The sequence below is a fragment of the Chloracidobacterium sp. genome (assembly GCA_025057975.1).
Classification (GTDB): Bacteria; Acidobacteriota; Blastocatellia; order Chloracidobacteriales; family Chloracidobacteriaceae; genus Chloracidobacterium.
Genome location: JANWUV010000010.1, coordinates 102,438 through 123,051, shown reverse-complemented (window position 1 = coordinate 123,051; position 20,614 = coordinate 102,438). Strand labels below are relative to the sequence as shown.

Genomic DNA, 20,614 nt, shown 5'->3' with positions numbered 1-20,614 from the left:
TGCAGACGTTTGGGAAAACATCCGCGGGCGGCGGACGCCTGCCTTCCACGGATGCCGTTTTTATGAGGAAGCGAAGTACAGCGGCCTGAGGAGCACACTATCCACTGCGCAGGAAGCGTCGTAGGTTGATGAGCCGCACTCCGCCGTACAGTAGTAGCACGACGCCAAGGAGCACCCGAAAGGTCGGCGTATGCGGCGGCGTCATCGCCCACTCGGCGATGTACCACGTACCTACCGCCACGAAAAACGCTGGCAGCGCCCAAGCAACCAACGGACGACGTGGTTTCTTTTCTAGCGACATCAACGTAGCCTTGCCGCGGCGGGATCGGCTAGAAGCACAATGCCATAGCCAGACCTGTTCGCCCAAATGAACCGTACTGCAAGAAGCAACGATGCAACTGGCCGAGAGCATCGCGTTGGTGACGGGTGGCGCGCGGCGTTTGGGCGCTGCTATGGCGCGCGCGCTTGCAGCGCACGGCGTCCACGTCGCGCTTCACTGCCACACCTCCCACGCGGCGGCTGAGGCGCTGGCGGCTGAACTGCGCACAGCCGGCGCCGTCGTCGAAGTTTTTTCCGCCGACTTGCGCCGCGCCTCCGACGTGGAGGCTCTGTTTGAGGCCGTCAAAAACCGCTTTGGCGCGCTGCACATTCTCGTCAACAACGCCGCCGTTTTTGAGCGCCGTCCGTTTCTCGAACTCACCGACGCCGACTGGGAACAAACCCTCGCCGTCAACCTGACGGCGCCCTTTTGGTGTGCGCGCCGGGCCGCCGCCCTGATGACGGCGCAGGGACGCGGCAAAATCATCAACATAGCCTGTGTCGGTGGCGTCCGACCGTGGACGGACTATATCCACTACAACGTCTCCAAGGCCGGTCTCATCATGCTAACCGAAAGCATGGCGAAAGCCCTTGCGCCAGTGGTTCAAGTCAACGCCATTGCGCCGGGACGGGTTGACTTTACCGCAGCGCGCCGAGGTGTGACGCCGGACGACATCACGCAGGCGCTCCTGTATTTGCTGCAGGCCGACGCCGTGACCGGAGAAACACTTTTTGTGGACGCTGGTTATCGCCTTGGACTTCCACTCGACCGGCTGACGCCGCCAACTGAGACGTGATATGCTCGCGCGACTTTATGTAAAAACTGCGATTCCTTTGTTCAAAAGCAAGAAAATGAAAAGGTTGTTCGCCCTCCTTCTTTTACCTTGCGCCTTGCTTGTCGGGTTGGCAGCGCCGGCTCACACCCACGCAGTCGTTGCCGAAACCCCGCTGTTGACTTCCATCTTGGCTGAGCAAGTCGAATGGAAAGTCACCGGCCCTTTCGGCGGGACGGTGCGCGCGTTGGCGCAGGACCCGACCAATCCCCAGCGCCTGTTTATCGGTACGGCGGATGGACAAATCTACGCCACGACCGACGGGGCGCAAACTTGGCGGTGGCTACCGAGCTTCAATCGCTCACAGTACATTGTGGAAAGTATTCTGATTGACCCGACGGCGACGGATACGCTTTACGCTGCCGTCTGGATGCTTGAGAACGACCAGGAGGGCGGCGTGTACAAATCCACCGACGGCGGCCGGACCTGGCGCGAAGTCTTCAAGCAGGCGTCGGTGCGTGCGCTCGCCATGGCGCCAAGTGATGCGCGAATTTTGGTCGCTGGAACACTTACCGGCGCATTTCGTTCCACTGACGGGGGCGAGACGTGGGAGCGGCTGTCGCCGGCTGGTCACAGCGGCCTCCGCAACATTGAGTCCGTGGCGATTGATCCGCGCAGTCCCGATACAGTGTATGTCGGAACATGGTATCTCCCGTGGAAGACCACTGACGGCGGCAAGAACTGGACCTTCATCCACGGTGAAGCTTCCAAGCTCATTGAGGACTCCGACATCTTCAGCATCGCCATTGACGCCTTTGACCCCGAACGAGTGTATTGCAGCGCGTGTAGCGGCATCTACCGCAGCTTGGACGGTGGCCGCAACTGGACGAAGTTCAAAGGCATTCCCTATAGCGCACGCCGGACGCACGTCATTTTCCCCCATCCGACGCGCGAGAAGGAAATTTTCGCTGGGACGACCGAGGGGCTGTGGCGCACCACTGACGGTGGCGACACGTGGCGGCAGGTGCTTCCGTCCACGACCACCATCAACGAGATTCGCATTCATCCCACCGCGCCGGATCGCGTGATTGTTGGGACGGAAAATCGCGGCGTCCTCATCAGCGAAGACGGCGGGATGACTTTCCGTCCCTCCAACAATGGTTTCGTTACGCGGCGGATTTCAGGACTGCTAGCCGACAGCATGCAGCGCGGGCGCATCTTCGCCTCGGTGATGTTCAACGGGGCGGAAGGCGGCGTCTATGTCTCCACCGATCTGGGGCATACGTGGCAGCCCGCCTCGCAGGGCCTTGGCGCGCGCGATGTGTACGGTCTGCATGCGCCTGTCGGCGACTCGCGGCGTCTCTACGCCGCCACCAACGACGGCGTATTTTTTACAGACAACAGCGGCGGCCTCTGGCAACCCGCCAATCCACCCGCTGACTGGAAACCGACGCCGGTCGCGCCGGGTGGTCGGCGACCGGCGGCGACGTCTCTGGTTCCACGCACGCGCCCATCCGTCAAAGGTCGCCCGGCGGCACGCCTAACTGCTCGTCGAACCGTTCTGCGGCAGCGGTTGAAGGGACACGTGGTTGAACTAGCCTCGACCGGCGACGGTTGGCTCTACGCCGCCGCCTGGGACGGCTTGTTCCGTACGGACAATCCGGTGAAAGGCTGGGAGAAGATTCGCCTTGGAACCTACCGCGGACGGGTTTTTTCCGTCGCCGTATCGCCTCGGAACTCGGATGTTGTGCTGGCCGGCGTTTCCGACGGTTTGCTGGTCAGTCGGGACGGCGGCGCAACATGGGAGCGCGCGGCCCTGCCGATGCAGGCTGCCAAAGACGCCACCTGTGTGCAGGAAATCGCCATCCATCCGCGCCAGCCGGAGGTGATCTTGGTCGGGACGCGCCGGACGGCCTACGTAAGCTACGACGGCGGCAAAAGCTGGGAACGATTGGCGCGCGGCATCGGTTTTGGTGACATTGCCGTGATTCGGTTCAACCCACGCAACGCCGATGAGGTGCTAGTTGGCGATGCGCAGGGCGGAGGCCTGTACCTTTCGGTCAATGGTGGACAGCTTTTTTATCGCCTTGATTGGCGGGCCGAACTACCGGGGCGCCGGATGTGGGCGGCGGCGTTCGATCCCTTTACAACCGGGCGGATGTACGCCGGTTCGGTCACGTCGGGCGTGATGATTGTAACCCTTCCGGCACTGACCGCCACGGCGTCGAACCAGTAACCGCGATGCCGGAACTGCCTGAAGTAGAAGGCGTGGCGCGCGCCTTGCAGTCGCATCTCCATGGACGACGAATTGTCCGCGCAGAGGTCACCCGTTCGCGCCTTGTCGCGCCGCAGGTGGTGGAAGCGTTTGTCGCAGGCGTACGCGGCGCCGCCTTTACTGGCGTCGGGCGACGCGGCAAGTATCTTCTCTTTCACCTTGACAACGCCCATACGATGGTCGTCCACCTGCGGATGTCTGGGCGCTTTCTGTTTGTTGCGCCTGACGCCACCCTGCCGAAATTCATTCACGCGGTCTTTGACCTTGACAACGACCGGCGACTGGCGTTCCAAGACCAACGTCATTTTGCCGTTATGCGTTTGGCGCGGACGGCCGAACTGGATCAGCTCAAGGAATTGCGTGACCTGGCCCCGGAACCGCTCGGCCCGGATTTTACGCCGACCTACTTGCAGCGCGTGCTGGCTAGCACCCAGCGTCCCATCAAAGAGGTGTTGCTCGATCAGAAGCGCGTCGCCGGGTTAGGGAACATCTACGCGGCGGAGGCGCTGTTCGCCGTCGGCGTGCACCCCCAGACGCCGGCCAATGCTATCCCCAAGGCGACAGTCAAAGACCTGTGGGAGGTGATTCGGATTCTGCTGGAAACCGCTATTGAGGCTGGCGGCACGATAGACGTCAACCCGGAAAGCATCGCCGGCCAGTACTTTGGCGCAGCTTACGCCGAGGCCCTGCTGGTGTATGACCGGGAAGGTCAACCCTGCATCCGTTGTGACACGCCTATTGTGCGCATCCGTCAGGGCCAGCGTTCAACCTACTTTTGTCCGAAGTGCCAGCCCCCATACGCTAGGCCGACGCGACAAGCCCAACGTTGACGTGCTACCGTGAGTGTACGTAATGTTTCTTTTGCTCCTTTAGTGTGGATTTAGCGTGTGCTAGACGCGCGCTTTGAGCTGGAAGCGCGAAGTTCGGGAACGGTTTAGACGACAGGGTGCTTTGTTATGGATCAGCATGCCGCCGACACGGCGTGGGGAACGCTTAAGTATCGGGACGCAACTGGCAAAGAAGTTGTTCTGGCGCTAAGCAAGCCGGTTTTCCGCATTGGTCGCTTGGCTGACAACGACTTGCAAGTTGACGACCCTTACGTCTCACGCCTGCATGTCGAACTTCGGTTCGACGGTCTCCACGCCACGCTGATTGACCGAAGCAGCACAGGAGCGACGTATGTCAATGACCAGCGCGTGCCGGAGGCGCGGCTGCACAGCGGCGACCGGATTGCGTTGGGACGCAAGCTGGCCGGCACGGAAATGACCTTTGAGTATGTCAACCAAAATGCGGCCGCCAACGTCCCTGAACCGCACCAGGTCATGTCGGTCATTGACCACTCGCAGACGCGCTACCTCAACACGTCGCTGATCCGCGCCGCCCAGCTGACCAATGCGGTGATGGTTAGCCGGCTGAAGGCCCTTTATGAGATTACCAGCGCCATCCTAACCGTGACGACGCGCGAAGAGCTAGCTGAAAAGCTGCTGAAGCTGTTGTTTGACGTCTTGCCGGCCGAACGCGGCGTGATTTTGCTGGCCGACCCGAAAGACAACACCCTACGCCAGCAGGCGGCGCGTGTGCGCAACGGTGACGCCGCGCATGTGTCGCCGAGTCAAACCATCGTCCGCCGGGTCTATGAAGCGAACGTTGCTGAGTTGTGTCTAGACGCCCGCAATGACGCCCGTTTCGCTAGCCAGCAAAGCATTATCTTCCAATCCATTCGGTCGGTCATGTGCGCGCCGATCAGTTCTTCCACTCGGACGTGGGGTGTTTGCTACCTCGACAACTTGACGACCAAGAAAACCTTTGAAGACGAAGAGTTGGAGTTTTTGATGGCCGTCTCGCGGCAGGCCGGGTTAGCGCTGGAAAACATTTACCTGCTGGAGGAGCAAAAAATCACGTTCCAGAGCTTTATCACGACGCTGGCGGCCTCGATTGACGCGCGCGATGACCTAACGGCGGGGCATTCGGCGCGGGTGGCCCGCTACTCGCGGGCGATTGCCAAGTACATGAACCTACCGGAGGCCGAACGGCGGCGCATTTACTACGCAGGCCTACTGCATGACTACGGCAAGATTGGGACGCGCGAGGCAATCTTGTGCAAGCCGGGCAAACTGACGCCTGAAGAATACGCCCACATGCGCGACCACGCCAAAAACACTTACGACATTCTTTCGAAGATTCACTTTACGCGCGATATGCAGGATTTACCGTTGGTCGCCGCCGGACACCACGAAAATCTCGACGGCAGCGGCTACCCCTTCGGCTTGAAGGGAGATGAAATTCCGCTGGGCGCGCGCATCATCGCCGTCGCCGACTTCTTTGACGCGCTGACGCACAAGCGACACTACCGCGAACCAATGCCGATTGAGGAAGTGCTGGAGTTGATTGACGAAAGCACCGGCACCAAGTTCGATCCACAGGTCGTCGCTGCGCTGAAACAGTTTGTGATGAACGAGTTCATTCCCAGTCAACGCAAACGCGCCGAGGCGGAAGCCCGCCGGCTGCAACTGGCTCAACCGGTTAGCCAAACCGCCGATGATGAAACTACTGTTCCGGTCGCGCCACAAACGGTCTCGATGGACCCGGTCGTTTTGTGATGGACTAGGGACAGGCTTCCTCCAAGTCACGCGCTACTCGTGATTCTGTCCCCAATCCGACGCAACCCCGCACCGGATCGTAGCGATAGGGAACGCCGCTTGGATCAAGTGGTACATGGTCATAGCGTCCGTAGCGTTTGGCGAAATCCCCGTGGAACAGCGCCAGCGGTCGCCCCAGCGTGTCGTAGGCTTCGTGGCGGTGCGCCACAACAAGCGGGTACAGTTCAGCGAAGTTCGCCGGATTGCGCCCGTTTTCCTGCCGAAACAGCGCAATCATTCGTGTGAGAAAGTCTCGCTCGTCCAGCGACATCAGTTGCTGGAGCCGCCATTCCGCGCCAAGCCGTGCGCCCTCATGCTCGGCTTCGTCACGCAGCCGCTGAAGCAGGAGGTACGAAGTTCGCCGGTCACCGCCGCGCGTTCTAGCCGCGCCAGCCATCATAGCTGTCCAATCCCGGTCGTTGGAGCTGAGGGCTAACTCGGACGCGCGCTGATAGGCTTCGGCGCACGCCTCATACCGCTTCGCCCGCCAGCAGATAGCTCCGTAATCCGACCACATCCGAAACAGCGTCCGGCGGTCGGTCTGAACAGCAATGCCTTTGCGCAGGAGCGCCAGCGCCGCGTCATAGTCGAACTCAGCCAAAAAAATCGCGCCGGTGCGGTACGCGGCGACGAAGTTGGGGTCCACCGTCGTCGTGATGTTGAGCATCGGCTCCAGCAACGGCATGTCGTCTTTGGAAAGCTTGGAAAAATCCACCGCCCCTTCACCGGTCAGTCCGCCGCCGAGCTTGCGCCCAAAATACTGCACTGTTCGAATCCAGTAGAGGTCAGAGACCACACCTTCAAATCCGAAGCATAACCGCCGGACAGTTTCCCCCGACCGGATGTAGAGTGTTTCTTCGATAGCGCGGTTGGCGCGAAAAGTCGCATCCATCTGTACTTGAAGCGGGTATAAGCAGGCGACGCCAATACCGATGACGCCCCAGCAGAGGTACGCCCGCCACCGCGCGGCGGTCGCCGTTCGTCGGTCATTTGAAGTTCCGTCGCTCGAAGACATAGATCGTGAGGGACAGAAGAATGCTCAAGTACACCACGCCGTACAGACAGGCGAGGCCAAACTGGACGCCCGTAATGGGAATTCCGTGAGCGGTGCGGGTGATGAAGTTGAAGTTGTGCAGGTTGGGAAGTGTGTAGTAGAGCGTCCAGAGAATAACTTGGGTGACGCGCAGCGACGGATACGCCTCAACGTTCAACACATCGGCGAAGAGCTTAAGGTCAGGGGTGAAGTTACACGCCAGATAACTCACAATGCTGAAGAATGTCGCCAACGCCGGCGTAGTGAACGATGAAAACAACAGCGCAAGCGCCGTCGCCAGTAGTAACTCGACGTACAACAGAAACGCCGCTGGCAGAATACCAAACGGAGAGGGATCATTCGGCCGACGGACATACAACAGCGCCAGTATCAAGGCGATCACCATGACCGTGCAGTTGACCAGCAAGGTGGCGGACAGGCCGAGAAACTTCCCTAAGATGAACTCATAGCGGTGTAGGGGCTTGGCCAACACCGTGTAGATTGTACGCCGCTCGATTTCCTTGTACACCAAGCCCGTTCCAATGAAGACGGCGATAAGGTAGCCAAACAGCAGGAGCGTGCTTAGCCCCAAATCCACCATCGCCTTGCGTTCCTGATTGATGGACAACTCGCCAATGAACAATGAGGCGGCGATGAGGATAAGCACCGCGACAACCAAGTTGTAGAGCACTTTGTCGCGGACGGACTCTCGGAATGTGTTGAGCGCCACGACGAAAATCTGTTTCATGGCCGTCCCCCACAGGTTGATCGCCCGTGGCCAAAGCGTTTACTTGCGCCAGATTATTCCTGCAACCGAAGCCACCGCAAGCTGATGCAGTCCGCCGCCATCGCCGCCTGTTCCCTTGCTGCACGTCAATCGTTTGTTTGGAAATGCGCCGGACATACGCTGGCGTTGGGCACTGCAACGCGCGTTATGGGCATTCTCAATGTGACGCCGGATTCATTTTCGGACGGTGGGCGGTACACAACGATTGAAGCCGCCGTCGCGCACGGAAGGCGCTTGGTTGAAGAAGGCGCCGACATTGTGGATGTCGGCGGCGAATCCACTCGTCCGGGCGCACAAACCGTGGAAGCGTCCGAAGAAATGGCGCGGGTGCTGCCGGTGATTGAAGCGCTGGCGGGGACGGTCAGCGTCCCAATTTCGATTGACACCTACAAAGCTTCCGTCGCCGAGGCAGCGCTCAAGGCCGGGGCGGCGATTGTCAATGACATTTCCGGCTTTCGGTTTGACGCCCGGATGCCGGAGGTGGTCGCGCGCTATGGCGCAGGCGTGGTGCTGATGCACAGTCGTGGCCGACCCGGAGCGCTCCACGGGCTTTCCCCAACGGCGGACATTCTGGCGGAGGTTGAAGCGAGCTTTCACCGCAGCCTCTTCGTGGCGCGAACCGCCGGCATTGACCCGGACTGTGTGGTGCTAGATCCGGGTCTCGGCTTCGGTAAAACTGTAGAGGACAACTTACTGCTGCTGGGCGTCCTGCCGCGCCTGGCCGCATTGGGCCGACCGCTGCTGGTTGGGCCGTCACGCAAGTCGTTCATCGGCATGGTGACCGGGAAACCAAATCCGGCCGACCGCCTGTTGGGTACAGCGGCAAGTGTGACCGTGGCGATCGTAGGCGGGGCGCACATTGTACGGGTTCACGATGTCGCGGCAATGCGGGAGTGCATTGCCATGGCGGACGCTGTTCGGCGGGCCGTATTGGAGCGTTTTTCTACACCATAAGCGCTTGAGTCCGCGCTCTGGGCTGTCGCACGTCCTGCTGAAAACGGCGTTAGTACCAAATCTGTGGAAAGCCTCTAGCTTTGCTGTGGACGGTTTCGCCTATGACGGCGACTTCTCCCCAGCCCGGATGGCTACCGGCAGATGGTTTTCTGGCGGCGGCAAGGGGCAACTGTACTCGCCGCCGTATGCGCAGTAGGGGTTAAACGCCTGGTTGAAGTCGAGGACGTACTCCGCGTCCGCGCCGCGTCGCTTGAGCTGCAAGTAGCGTCCAGCGGCGTAGGTTTCCCGTCCCGAAGTAGCGTCACGAAATGGAATAAACAAGTCGGTTGCCGCATCGGGAACACCGATGTCCGGCGTCAGCGCCAACAACGAACAGGCGACGCCGTCCACTGTGAACCGAAACACGCCCGCACAGCGGTAGCGGCGCGCGTCGTCCGCGCGCGTCGTCGCCGTCTCAATCACATCCGCTTTCGGACATGGCTCAAGCTTGACGACAAAACGATACCGGGCGTCGAAAGGGAAATAATTCAGCCCCTGAAAGGCGGCGCGGCGATTGGCCGGCAGCGGCGAGTCCTTGCCCACCTTGAAGGCCTGATCTTTGATTTGGCGCTGGGCTTGGACGGCGCGCTCTACGACCTCCACTGGAGCGCGTGGATCATCCAGCGGATTGGTCGGCGTACCACCTGCCCCGGCCTCCGCCGTGGCAGGCGGCGGTAACCTCGGCGGCATGGGACGCGGCGCATCCGGCGCGCAACCGGAAACAACCGCCAACATGCCGACGGCGCACAGACGCCCCACCCTGCTACCGGTTGTGTGCCGCCGCCCCGCCGTTGAGCCGAGCACACCCATACCTTTCTGTCTAGACCGTGCCGTAAGGCCGTTTCCATCCCACCGATGGGACAACCGTGACAACGTCGCCGTTCTCAAGGCGAGTGTTAATGTCCTCAAGGGTATTGATGTCACGGCTGTTGACATAAATGCTGACGGTCGGCTGCCGCAACCCGCGCCCGTTGTAAATCTCTTTGCTGAGCTTGGCGTACTTGTCAGTCAGCTTCCGTAACGCTTCGCCGACCGTGCTCGCTTCAACCGACACAGTGCGCGTGTTGTCCGTCAGGGGAAGATACACCGAAGAGAGTTCGATGGTGACAGCCATAGGTCGAAAGACTCCGCAGGCAACGCAAGTATTGAGGACGCAGCGCCCGCCGGAGTGAGGCCCGGCGTAATTCCTTCTTACGTCAAGGCTTGCCACGACTCAAGTCCGCGCTCGACCCTTTTCTTTCCACCGCCACGCCTTCCGCAAAGCGAGCGACTGAAAGCGAGCGACTGCAAGTTAGCAGGCGGCTTGCCTGTCGTCGCCGAAGGTTTTGTCTCGAAAGATACATTTTTACGCTTTGACTTGCGCCGCGTTGAAAGTAGGTTGGTACTAGGTGAGCTGAATCCCCCAGCCAAGGCGAGTGCATATGTCATCCCCAACCGTCCCATCTTTGTCCCTACTTGGCGCGATTCGATTGGGTCTGCTCAATGTGACGATCGGCATGAATGCCCTGCTCGTCTTCGGCGTGCTCAATCGCGTCATGATTAGCGAGTGGCAAATCAATGCGGCGTTGGTGGGTGTCTTTGTTTGCGCGCACTACGTTGTATGTCCGATGCGGACGCTGGCTGGCTACGCTTCAGACACCAAGCCGCTGTGGGGCTACCGGCGGACACCGTACATCATCGGCGGCATGCTGGTTGCCTTCGGGTCATTGCTCCTGATTCTTCACGCCGCGCAGTGGATGCGCACCCAGCCGGTATGGGGCGGCGTCGCCTGTGGTCTCGCCTTTGCGCTCTGGGGGTTGGGACTCAATACGGCGTCCGTGCCGTATCTGGCACTGATGAGCGACCTTTCGGGAACACAGCGGGCGCGGACGATTTCCGTCGCGTGGTTCATGATGGTGGCGTTTGGGATTGTGGCGACCGGCATCGTCATCGCCAAGTTTTTTGATCTGAATCTGTCGAAGCTCTCCACGGATGTCACCGCACTGGACGCCGCTGCGCTCGACCAAGTGCTCCGGCGGTTGTTCTACACCGTTGTTGGGCTGTCCGTGATCTTAGTAGCCGCCGCCGTCATCGGTATGGAGCCGCGCCATCAAGCCTCGGCGACGGAAGACGACAAGCCGCCGACGTTGCGCGAAACCATCGCCGTTATGACCGCCGACCGAGATTCAAAGATTTTCTTCGCCGTCATCGCGCTCGGCATCTTCGGCGTCAATGCGCAGGATGTGCTGCTGGAGCCGTACGGCGCACAGGTGCTTCAGATGTCGCTGGCCGACACAACACGCCTGCAACCGACGTGGGGCAGCGCGACGCTGATTTCGATGCTGTTTGCTGGCTTTGTCCTAGCCCGGCGGCTTTCGCGGAAACAGATGGCGCTGATGGGCGCGACTTTGAGTACGTTGGGATTGGGGCTGGTGATTGCAGCCGGCGACCTAGGGGCGGACACCCTGCGGATCGGCGTGTTTACGTTGGGCATGGGGAATGGGATTTTCGCCGTCGGGGCCTTGTCCATGATGATGGACATGACTCGTCCGGGACAAGCCGCCACCTACCTAGGCGTGTGGGGCATTGCCCAGGCGCTGGCGCAGGGCGTCGCCGGTTTGACGGCCGGGGTCGGACGCGCCGGGCTGGAGGTCGTCACGGGACGCCTCAGCCTCGCCTACCAAGGCGTGTTTGCGCTGGAAGCCTTGGCGTTGATCGCCACCGTCTGTTTGTTGCTGCTGATGGGGCGGACGACGCCGCAACCGGAGCAGCGGGACGAACGCCGAGGTGTCGAGCGACTAGCCGACGCCGTGAGCGCCGGCTCATAGCGTTGGCGCGGATTTGACAACGAGATGAAGTCCGTACCGTTGTGGCCGGCGTCACCGGTACGGCCAAGTTTGCAGGGAGGAGCGTGTCCTTGTTGAGTGGGGACGCAGCAAGCAGACGCTTCCTTCCCTGCAAATTGATTGACGGAAATAAGCCGCGCTTCGTGGGGAAGTGCGGCAAGGTTTGCAGGGAGGAGCGTGTCCTTGTTGAGTGGGGACGCAGCAAGCAGACGCTTCCTTCCCTGCAAATTGAATCTTTACTGGGGTGGGGGAAGCCGCGTGTCCTTGTTGAGCGGGGATGGTTGGAGCTACGTTGCGCTTTTTGGTGGGTTTTCTCTGTAGCGTTACACACGTTGCGCCAAAACGCGGCTTGGTTTTGCCGAAGAAAAAACGATGCTTGGCCTGCCCGGTCAACATCGGACCTGTCGTGTGGGAGGGTTGAAGTCTATGCGGGTAATTGTCTGCGGCGGCGGGCCGGGCGGGTCTACGGCGGCGGCTACACTGGCGCGTGCCGGTGTAGAAACGGTGCTCATTGAGAAAAGTTTTTCGCGCATCAAGCCCTGTGGCGGCGCAATTCCGCCGGTGCTGGTGCGGGATTTCGACATTCCCGAACGGCTGATTCAGCGCCGCGTCTCGGCGGTCGCTGTGTACGCGCCGTCGGGACGCGCCGTTACGATGACCATCCAGAACGGCTATGTTGGTATGGTGTGCCGCGAGGCATTCGACGCCTTTCTGCGCCAACGCGCCGGCGACCTTGGGGCGCTTGTCATTGAGGGGCGGGTCGAGGGCGTGGATGCCACCGAACGCGGCGCCACCGTCACCTACACCACCACGCACGGGGCGCGTCAAACGTTGGTCGCTGACGCCATCATCGGAGCCGACGGCGCTAATTCCCTTGTCGCCCGCACGTTCGGCTTACACAAAGGCGGTTTGGTCGCTGCGGCCATTCAGGAGCGATTTGCGCTCCATACCGAAACCGCGCGGCGACTCAATGAACGCTGCGCGATTTACTACGATGGACGCTACTCGCCTGACTTCTACGGGTGGGTTTTTCCCAAAGCCGACCATGTCGCGATTGGCACTGGGACGGCAATTCGCAACGCCAACCTCAAGGCCCATCTGGAGGCGTTCAAGCGCCACCTTGGTATTGAGGAGCGCCCAACCCTGCGCGAAGGTGCGCCTATTCCACTGCGTCCTTACGACCGATGGGTGGCGCATCGCGTCGCTTTGGTCGGCGACGCCGCCGGGCTGGTGGCGTCCAGTTCAGGGGAAGGCATCTTTTATGCGATGAAGAGCGGCGAAATGGCCGCGCAAGCGCTGCTGGAATGCCGTCATGACCTGCGCGCAGAAAAGCTCTATCGCGCCTATCAAAAGGCTTTTCTGAAAAAGTACGGCGCGACGTTCCGTTTCCTAGAGCTGATGCAAAACTTGTACTACAAGAATGACGCGCGGCGGGAAGCGTTCGTGGCGATTTGCCGCGACCGGGGGGTGCAGGACTTAACATTTCAGTCCTACATGTACAAAACCTTGGTCCGCATGCCGCTGCTCGATGGCGTTCGCATTATGAGTAAAAACTTTTACCACCTCACGCGAGCGCTGCTGGGGCTGTATCGTCCATCGCAACTTCACACCGCGCCCGTGTAGCCTATGTGCGACGTTGTGCCGCCTGAAGCGCCGTCAGCGCGATGGCGTCCACGATGTCATCCGCATCACAGCCGCGCGACAAGTCGTTTGCGGGTTTGGCCAATCCCTGCAAAATCGGCCCAATCGCCGTCGCGTTGCCTAGCCGCTCAACCAACTTGTAGCTAATGTTGGCGGCCTCCAAGCTCGGAAAGATTAAAACGTTTGCCTGACCAGCAACGGGGCTGCCCGGCGCTTTACGCGCGCCCACCACGGGCACCAGCGCAGCGTCCGCCTGCATCTCCCCATCCACTAGCAAGTCCGGCTGGCGCGCAGCGACCAGCCGGACCGCCTCCGCCACCTTGTCAACGAGCGGGTGGTCAGCGCTGCGCCGCGTGGAAAACGACAGCAGCGCCACCTTTGGCTCAACGCCTAGGAACGTCCGGCAGCTGTCGGCCGCCGCCAGCGCAATGTCGGCCAACTCGGTAGGCGATGGCTCAATCACAATCGCGCAATCCGCAAAGAGAAGGCTGCCGTCCGCGCCAAAGGTTCGGTCCTGAACCGTCACCAACATAAAGCTGGACACGATGTTGAAGCCCGCCGCCAACCCAATGACTTGGAGCGCGGCGCGGACGGTTTTGGCCGTAGAGTGTGTCGCGCCAGCTACAGAACCGTCAGCCTGTCCGGTGTGGACAAGCATGTTGCCAAAGTAGAGCGGATCGCGCATCGCTTCTCGCGCCTGCTCTAGCGTCAACCCCTTCGCTTTGCGTCGCTCATAGAAAGCCTGCGCAAACGCTTCATAGTCGGGATGGCGAGCAGGCTCGATAATGGGAAAGCGATCCGGGTCTATACCGAGTTCACGGGCGCGCGTACGAATGAGCGCAGCGTCCCCTAGCAACGTAACGCGGGCAATGCCCTGCTCCAGACACATTGCCGCCGCCCGCAGCGTTCGTGGGTCGTCGCCTTCCGGCAATACAATGTGTTTAGCGAGCTCCGCTGCTCGCCGACGAAGACTTTCCAGCAACGTCATAACCGCGACTCCTTGTGAGCAAGTTAGTCATCCAAGTGCAGCCGACGAGCAAGGATTTTTTCATCCGGGAACAACTGCAACCGGGTTGGTTCATCAAATCCAGCCGCTGCTTCGGCCGTTGGTATAAGACCGACCAGTTCCGCCCGCCCGACCTTAACCCCACAGCGTTCAGCGGCGGCGGCAATGGCGTAGAAAGCGTCTGCCGGACGTGTTTGACGGACATCGGTCAAATTCATCGAAACCTGCACCGTGCCGCGTGACGCCAAGCGCAGACCCAACGCCTTGACGCCCGGTAAGCCACCGTTGGCGGCGCGGAGGCAGCGTGCAATCGCCTGCGCTGTTTCGAGGGCGTCGGTTTCAAGTTCGACGTTGAAGGCGATGAGATAGTCGCGTGCGCCGACGGCGACTGCGCCGGCCGTCGGATGCGGCCGCGCCGGCCCAAAATCCGGCGTTGGAAAGGTTGTGGACGTGCGTAGCATCCGCCGGAGGGCAGCCAAATCACGATACGTTGCCTGGCGCGCCGCTTCGCCGTAACAAAACACGGGAACGCCGCACTGCGCCGCTGCACGTGCGCCGACGCGGTGCGCCAACGCCACGCAGTCTGCCATGGTCACACCGCGTACGGGGACAAACGGCACAACATCCGCCACACCAATGCGCGGATGGACGCCCTCGTGCGCCGAAAGGTCAAGACGCGCGACGGCCTCAGCGATACCTGCGACAGCGGCGGCTTCCACAGCTTCCGGGACGCCGGCGAAGGTAATGACGGCGCGGTGGTGGTCAACGTCGCAGTGGACATCGAGCACCGGGTGGCCAAGCGCCCGCTCCATCGCCTGCACAAGGGCCGCGACAACCTCCGGCCGCCGCCCTTCGCTGAAGTTGGGCACACACTCGACCAGCGGCGCTTCCGTCGCTGCAGCGTTTAGCGCTGGGCTTGCAAGTGGGCTTCGAGAAACCACAGCCGCTTATCAATCGCGCGGGAAATGCCAGTGTACAGGTCAGCCGTATCAGCATCGCCCAGTTCGTCCGTTTCGCTAATGGCGGCGCGGACATGCTTGGCGAAGGGGGCGTAGCGGTCAGCCAGCGCCCGAACGTGATCCAAACCGTCCTGAATGTCGGTTGGGTACTCCGGCAGTGTAGAGGTGGCAGCAGCGATCCGGGCTGTCCCTAGCGCCGTCCCGCCCAGCGCCGTCACCCGTTCGGCGAGTTCATCCACAAAGCCGTCAAGCTCGCCGGCCATCTCATCAAACAAGGCATGGAGCGCCGCAAATTGCGGTCCCTTGACATTCCAGTGGGCCTGTTTGACCTGTGTTTTGAGGTCGAGCGCCGTCGCCAGCGATTGATTCAACAACCGCACAACGGCGACCCGGATTTCTTCGGGAAGATCAATCCGCGTCGCGTGAAGTTGTTCACCCATAACGTTCCTCCTGTGGAAAAAGCTGTGAAAATGTGGAAGGTCTGTGTAGCCTCCACTGTGGAGCAGGCTTTGTGCGCGAGCGACGGCGCAGCGGTTTGTTTCATGGGGTGCCGGCGTAGTACCCGGCCCGGTGGCGCACCTTCCAGTCCGGCCGCCGTGGAATCTCGATGCGAATAGCCCGAAAGGACGCGGATTCGTTTGTCGGCGTGTAGGCCAGCACAAAACACTGCCGCAAATCCCTCTCGATTTGCTCAAAGGCCGTGAAGAACTCGCGGTCGAGACGCGGAAAGAAGGCTTGCCCGCCGGTTGATGTACACAGGCGTTCAAGTTCGGCGCGGTTGACCATCCGGTCAGCGTCGGCGGCCGTCAGATCGGGAGCGCTGATGCCAAGGGCGTAAATACTGACGCCTGCCCGCCAGGCGTGCTCAATCACCTCGCCGAGACGCGCGACCCCTTCGCTGTCGAAGCCGTCGCTGACGACTACGACAACGCGCCGCCGGTCATCGTCGCTCCCCTCCATCAGCAGCATGTCAATCGCGGCGTAAACAGCAGCATAGAGTGCCGTTCCGGGCGGGATAGCTTTTGACGGCTCGAAGGGAGGCGTTCGACCAAGCGGCGTCGGCAGTCGCTCATCGAGGTCGGCAAGGGCTTGTCGTAATGCCGCCGCGTCGCCGGTCAGAGGATGGGCTGGGAAAATATCTTGCTGGCAAGCAAGCAACGCCGCCCGATCTTGCGGCCCACGTAAAAGGCGATCAAGAAAATTGCCGGTTGCCCGCTTCGCCAACGCCAGACGACGCGCCATGCTTCCACTACAGTCAAGAACGATGACCACCGTTGTCGGTAGGGCGGAAGCCGGGCGAAGCGAGACAATTTCCTGTTCAACGCCGTCTTCAAAGAGCTTGACTTCCTCGGCGGTAAGGTCGGCGACCGGACGATTCAGGCGATCCGCTACCGTAAACGGCACAATGACCTGCTGGGCGCGCAGCGTCACCAGCGTATCGTCCGGTAGGGCTGGACGCTCCTGAGCGTCGGCGTGAAGCGGCCACAACACCGCTCCACACCAGAGCGCCACCCACAAGCCGTATGTCACTGTCCACCTGACCATCACAGCGCTACGGTTTGAGGTGTTCAGACGGCCCGCGCGGGCTGTGTCCATTCATTTTAGCCAGTTCATTGACGGCGGCGCGCAGTTCATACTTTTCCACCGCCGGAATCAACAGCCGCCGCAGGCGTTCAAGGCGCTCGCCTGTATCCGTCAGCTCCATCAGCACCATCTTTTGTTCGTCGCTCATTTGCAACAGCGAGGCTACGAGGAAGGACAGCGCTCGTGGATCTTCAGGCAGTTCGTCGGGGAAGTTGTCGTCTTCGCGGCTCATGGCGCGAATCGCTCTGATGGTGCGCCGGAACATGGAGCGTACGGCATCGGCGACCTCCGTGAGGTCCTCGTGTGCTGGCTGATCGTCAAAGAACGTCACGAGACCCTCCAGATACGGCTTATCTTGAAAGTACTCCAGCGCGTGGTAGCGCATCAGGCCAGTGGTCAGGATGTTCATCCGCCCTTCTTCAAGGGGAATGGTGGCGACGATGAAGGCGACGCAACCAACCCGGCCGACCGGTGGGGGAAAGCCTTCCCGCCCCATTACGAATGTCACGCCGAAAATTTTTTCTCCGGCTAGACAGTCGCGCACCATGGCCTTATACCGCTCCTCAAAGATGTGCAGCGGCAGCATCGTTCCGGGGAATAGCGCCACCGGAAGCGGGAAGATCGGAATCCGCTTCGTACCCTTAAGGATAGGGAATGGTTGATTCATAGGGGATTATCACCGTACGCAAATCATCCTGCGTATGATTTCACAACCGACGCCGCTTTGTCGAAGTTACGCGCCAGTTATGGGGCAGCATCGGTGGATCGCTTTCCAAAGAGGTTGGTGAGAAAGCCCTTGATTTGGCGTAGGCGGAACACCGCCGCACGCCAAACTGCTATGTGGCTCACGCCGGGTATCGTCCGCTTCACAGAAACTGCTCTAAAACCGCACTGTATAGCGGACGACCACGTTGCGCCCCGGTGCGTCTACGCCGGACGAAATCGTGCGGTAATTTTGGTCAAGGATGTTATCAAAAGCGATGAACAGCTCATGTCGCTCGCCGAGCTGATACCCGCCACGCAGGTTGAGCGTCACCCAACCCGGCAACGCCGGAAACATTGGCGCACTGGTCGCCGTCCCCAGTACGCGCGCCTGGATTTGCGCCAACGTTTCGCCGGTGAGGCGGAGACGGTCATCCGCCGTCCCAAAGCGCCCGTCGGGACCGGCTTCCACAAAACCCCGGACGGTCGCGCCGCGCCGGAAAAAGTTCTGAATTTGCGTCCGCGTCCGCGTCGCGCCAATCCGACGGTCATCGAGGTTGAGCGACGACAGGCGCGTTTGCCGATGTGCGGCGGCGACGACGCCTTCAACCCACCAGTTCCGGCGCGACGGCTGATAGCGCAGCCGAAGAAGCCCCTGCGGCGGCGGCGTCCCGCCCTCGACATTCGGCGGCTGGCCTGTGGCGCGGTCTTCAGCGTGCAGCCAAGTGAAGTTCCCACCTAGCGACCAGTTTTCCGTCAGCCTGACGCCCAGCGAGCTTTCAACGCCGTAAATCCGCGCGTTGGAGAAGTTCGCCCGCACCCGCACTGGACTCACCGCCGGCGCGACAAACACCGCCCCCGTCGGAAGCTGCGCAATGATGATTTCCGTACCAATGCGCGTCCCAACTGCGCCCGGCGGCAAGATGAGTGTTTGCGTTGTCAGCAGGTCATTGATGTTGGTCACAAAGCCGGTCGCGTCAGCATCCACCCAGCCATTTCGATAACGAAGGCTGACCTCGTAGCTCAGACTGCTTTCGGGGATGACCTGCTTGACGGGCAGCCCCGTTGAAACGGCTGTGGCGTCGGCCGTTGTGCCGATGAAGGCGTTGCGCCCGGCGACGGACGGCGCAGCGACTTCATACACGCCGTTACCCTGTAGGCCGAGCGAACCCAAATCCGTCATGTTTGGCGGACGAAAGCCGCGCGCCACATTCGCGGCCAGCGCGAAGCCGCGCCCAATCTGCCATGCTCCCCCAATGCGGAACGTCCATGCGGTGGTGCGTACGGCGTCGTCTTCTACGACAGCCCGCCCGCCGACCGGTGCGTTGTCGCGCGCCCGCGCTCGATAAGACGCCACACCATAGCGTGCGCTTGCCGACAGCCGTAGCCGGTTCGGTACGGCGTCCCACATGTCCTGCACGAAAAAGCCGTAGTTGTTGAAGTACGCCCCGTTGGGCACGCGCGGACGGGCGGCGGCAGCCGCGCCCGTCGTCGGGTTGGCGTCGAAGGCGCGGGCGCGCATGACATCACGGTAGAAATCTGCGCCGCTCAGCAGGGTATGTCCGCCCGGCAGCGCCTTTGAGCCGAAGAGCGACGCGCCGACCGCCCGCGTCCGCTCGTACTGCGCATTGATGAGCGTCGCCGGATTGCCCTGTCCGCCCTGATTGATGCGCTCCTCGCGCTGGACGTTGAAGCTGCCCGTGACCGTCAGGCTGTCAAACCAACCAAGACGTTGGGCGTCATAGCGCAGGTAGCCGAAGTCGAGCATCAAGTTGCCGAGCTTGGCGACGAGGTTGCCGTCGCCGCCCAGTAGTTGATCCGACCGCTTGCCGCCGTCCTGCTGGCCGCGCTGGTAGTGAAACACCAACTGCTGCCCCAACGCCGGCGTCACTACGGCTTTGAGGCTTCCGGCGTATTCGGTGAAAGCCGTGTCCGGCTGACGTTCGCCGTAGAAGCGGTTCGACGGCAGATCAAAGAAGCGTGCGACGGCCGCCCGCGAATCAATCCCGCCGCCCGCCCGCAGCGTATTGATGCGGCGTCCAGCTAAGTTGACGACCGCCCCGAATCGCGGCGTACCGAAAGCGAAGCGCGTCGCGCTCCCAAAACCGGCGACGGCGCTCGCCCCAAAGACGGCGCTTTCACCGTGAAACTCAAAACCGGACGCCGTCAGGGGTGCAGTCGCTGTAAGTAACTGGACGCTGCCGCCCAAGCTGTCACTCCCATACTGTGCGCCGTGCGGCCCGTGCAGCACTTCAACGCTGCGCAGGCCACTCGGTTCAAGTAGGTTGAAAAACGTGCTGATGCCGCCGCGCTGCGCGCCGGTTGTGTAGCGGACGCCATCCACAAAGACCGACACGCGGCTAGCGACGAGGCCGCGAATGAACACACCACCCAGCGTCGGACTGGTCTGCTGTACCGAAAGGCCGGCTTCCCCAGCGAAAGCCTCCGCCAGCCCACCGATGACGCGCTCGCGCAGGCGCGCTTGCGGAATGACCGTCACCGTTTGCCCAAGCTCGTCCTTGTCTTGGACAAGCCCAACTTCAGCCGTCACCGTTACGGTCTCAGCAATCGGCGACAGGGCGACCACAACATCGCGGGTAGCCTCGACCCCGGCGGCAAGCGACACCGCCAGCCGCGCCGTCAGCCCATCGGCGGCGGTGACTGAAAGTTCGTACGTGCCCGGCGCAACGTCGTCAAACCGATAGCCGCCGTCGGTTGCGCTGGTTGTCACAGCGGCGACTGTTTGCCGTGCTGTAAGTAGCGTTAGACGAGCGTCAGCGACTGGCGCACCTGACACACTCCGCACGCGACCAGTCAACACAGCTGATTCCGCCGCCGCGCCCGAACTTGTGGCGCACCACAAAAGAAGCAAGAAGACACCAAAGGATTTCCTCATGATGGTACGGTAAGACTCCTAAACAAGCGCACCAAAGGCAAGCGTACCAAAAGACCTAACCTTTGCTAGGACGGAGGTAGGAGCAGGTTTTGCCACAACACTAGGGGTTGTGCGCGAGCGATTGGATGACTTGCTCAAGAGCTGCTCGGCGGCTTCGCCGAACCCTCACCCACAAACAGTGGA

At 61.2% G+C, this 20,614-nt stretch carries 18 protein-coding genes; 7 read left to right on the top strand and 11 right to left on the bottom strand.

What is annotated here, in order from left to right; all coding sequences use genetic code 11:
• Positions 1-97 precede the first annotated feature (97 nt).
• Complete coding sequence (locus NZ585_10430; protein MCS7080447.1) at positions 98-301, bottom strand: hypothetical protein; 204 nt, start codon at positions 299-301, stop codon at positions 98-100.
• A gap of 91 nt (positions 302-392) precedes the next feature.
• Here NZ585_10430 and NZ585_10425 point away from each other — a divergent pair, with 91 nt between their 5' ends.
• From NZ585_10425 to NZ585_10410, 4 genes are all read left to right on the top strand, one after another.
• Positions 393-1,115 carry an SDR family oxidoreductase gene (locus NZ585_10425; GenBank protein ID MCS7080446.1) on the top strand — a complete coding sequence of 241 codons (723 nt, stop codon included), beginning with the start codon at positions 393-395 and terminating at the stop codon, positions 1,113-1,115.
• A 94-nt stretch (positions 1,116-1,209) separates the two neighbouring features.
• Complete coding sequence (locus NZ585_10420) at positions 1,210-3,327, top strand: hypothetical protein (GenBank protein ID MCS7080445.1); 2,118 nt, start codon at positions 1,210-1,212, stop codon at positions 3,325-3,327.
• Between the two features lie 5 nt (positions 3,328-3,332).
• The gene (gene mutM / locus NZ585_10415; GenBank protein MCS7080444.1) at positions 3,333-4,196 is read left to right on the top strand and encodes a bifunctional DNA-formamidopyrimidine glycosylase/DNA-(apurinic or apyrimidinic site) lyase; all 864 of its coding nucleotides are present in this window, start codon (positions 3,333-3,335) and stop codon (positions 4,194-4,196) included.
• A 126-nt stretch (positions 4,197-4,322) separates the two neighbouring features.
• The gene (locus NZ585_10410; protein MCS7080443.1) at positions 4,323-5,966 is read left to right on the top strand and encodes an HD domain-containing protein; all 1,644 of its coding nucleotides are present in this window, start codon (positions 4,323-4,325) and stop codon (positions 5,964-5,966) included.
• Between the two features lie 4 nt (positions 5,967-5,970).
• Here the strand turns inward: NZ585_10410 and NZ585_10405 are convergent, their stop codons facing one another.
• A complete protein-coding gene (locus tag NZ585_10405) occupies positions 5,971-7,020 on the bottom strand; it encodes a hypothetical protein (GenBank protein ID MCS7080442.1) in 1,050 nt (349 codons plus the stop codon).
• Positions 6,992-7,786, bottom strand: coding sequence for an ABC transporter permease (locus tag NZ585_10400; protein ID MCS7080441.1), 795 nt, complete (start codon positions 7,784-7,786; stop codon positions 6,992-6,994). Before NZ585_10400 ends, NZ585_10405 begins: the two co-directional genes overlap by 29 nt.
• Before the next feature lie 84 nt (positions 7,787-7,870).
• Here NZ585_10400 and folP point away from each other — a divergent pair, with 84 nt between their 5' ends.
• Positions 7,871-8,779: a dihydropteroate synthase gene (folP, locus tag NZ585_10395; protein MCS7080440.1), complete on the top strand. Its 909-nt coding sequence runs from the start codon at positions 7,871-7,873 to the stop codon at positions 8,777-8,779.
• Positions 8,780-8,878: 99 nt separating this feature from the next.
• Here the strand turns inward: folP and NZ585_10390 are convergent, their stop codons facing one another.
• Entirely contained in the window at positions 8,879-9,628 is a 750-nt protein-coding gene (locus tag NZ585_10390) for a DUF1684 domain-containing protein (GenBank protein ID MCS7080439.1), read from the bottom strand.
• 10 nt (positions 9,629-9,638) lie between these two features.
• Entirely contained in the window at positions 9,639-9,932 is a 294-nt protein-coding gene (locus NZ585_10385; protein ID MCS7080438.1) for a MoaD/ThiS family protein, read from the bottom strand.
• Between the two features lie 307 nt (positions 9,933-10,239).
• On the opposite strand from NZ585_10385, the gene NZ585_10380 reads away from it, so the two are divergent.
• A complete protein-coding gene (locus tag NZ585_10380; protein MCS7080437.1) occupies positions 10,240-11,625 on the top strand; it encodes a BCD family MFS transporter in 1,386 nt (461 codons plus the stop codon).
• 444 nt (positions 11,626-12,069) lie between these two features.
• Positions 12,070-13,266: a geranylgeranyl diphosphate reductase gene (locus tag NZ585_10375; protein MCS7080436.1), complete on the top strand. Its 1,197-nt coding sequence runs from the start codon at positions 12,070-12,072 to the stop codon at positions 13,264-13,266.
• 1 nt (position 13,267) lies between these two features.
• Here the strand turns inward: NZ585_10375 and pta are convergent, their stop codons facing one another.
• The 6 genes from pta to NZ585_10345 all read right to left on the bottom strand — a co-directional run bounded on the left by pta (position 13,268) and on the right by NZ585_10345 (position 20,431).
• Complete coding sequence (gene pta, locus NZ585_10370; protein ID MCS7080435.1) at positions 13,268-14,272, bottom strand: phosphate acetyltransferase; 1,005 nt, start codon at positions 14,270-14,272, stop codon at positions 13,268-13,270.
• A 23-nt stretch (positions 14,273-14,295) separates the two neighbouring features.
• Positions 14,296-15,159: a glutamate formimidoyltransferase gene (ftcD, locus tag NZ585_10365; GenBank protein ID MCS7080434.1), complete on the bottom strand. Its 864-nt coding sequence runs from the start codon at positions 15,157-15,159 to the stop codon at positions 14,296-14,298.
• Positions 15,160-15,194: 35 nt separating this feature from the next.
• Entirely contained in the window at positions 15,195-15,689 is a 495-nt protein-coding gene (gene dps / locus NZ585_10360) for a DNA starvation/stationary phase protection protein Dps (GenBank protein ID MCS7080433.1), read from the bottom strand.
• A 100-nt stretch (positions 15,690-15,789) separates the two neighbouring features.
• Positions 15,790-16,794: a VWA domain-containing protein gene (locus tag NZ585_10355; GenBank protein MCS7080432.1), complete on the bottom strand. Its 1,005-nt coding sequence runs from the start codon at positions 16,792-16,794 to the stop codon at positions 15,790-15,792.
• A 7-nt stretch (positions 16,795-16,801) separates the two neighbouring features.
• Positions 16,802-17,500, bottom strand: coding sequence for an LON peptidase substrate-binding domain-containing protein (locus NZ585_10350; GenBank protein MCS7080431.1), 699 nt, complete (start codon positions 17,498-17,500; stop codon positions 16,802-16,804).
• Positions 17,501-17,713: 213 nt separating this feature from the next.
• Positions 17,714-20,431 carry a TonB-dependent receptor gene (locus NZ585_10345; protein ID MCS7080430.1) on the bottom strand — a complete coding sequence of 906 codons (2,718 nt, stop codon included), beginning with the start codon at positions 20,429-20,431 and terminating at the stop codon, positions 17,714-17,716.
• Between the last annotated feature and the right edge of the window lie 183 nt (positions 20,432-20,614).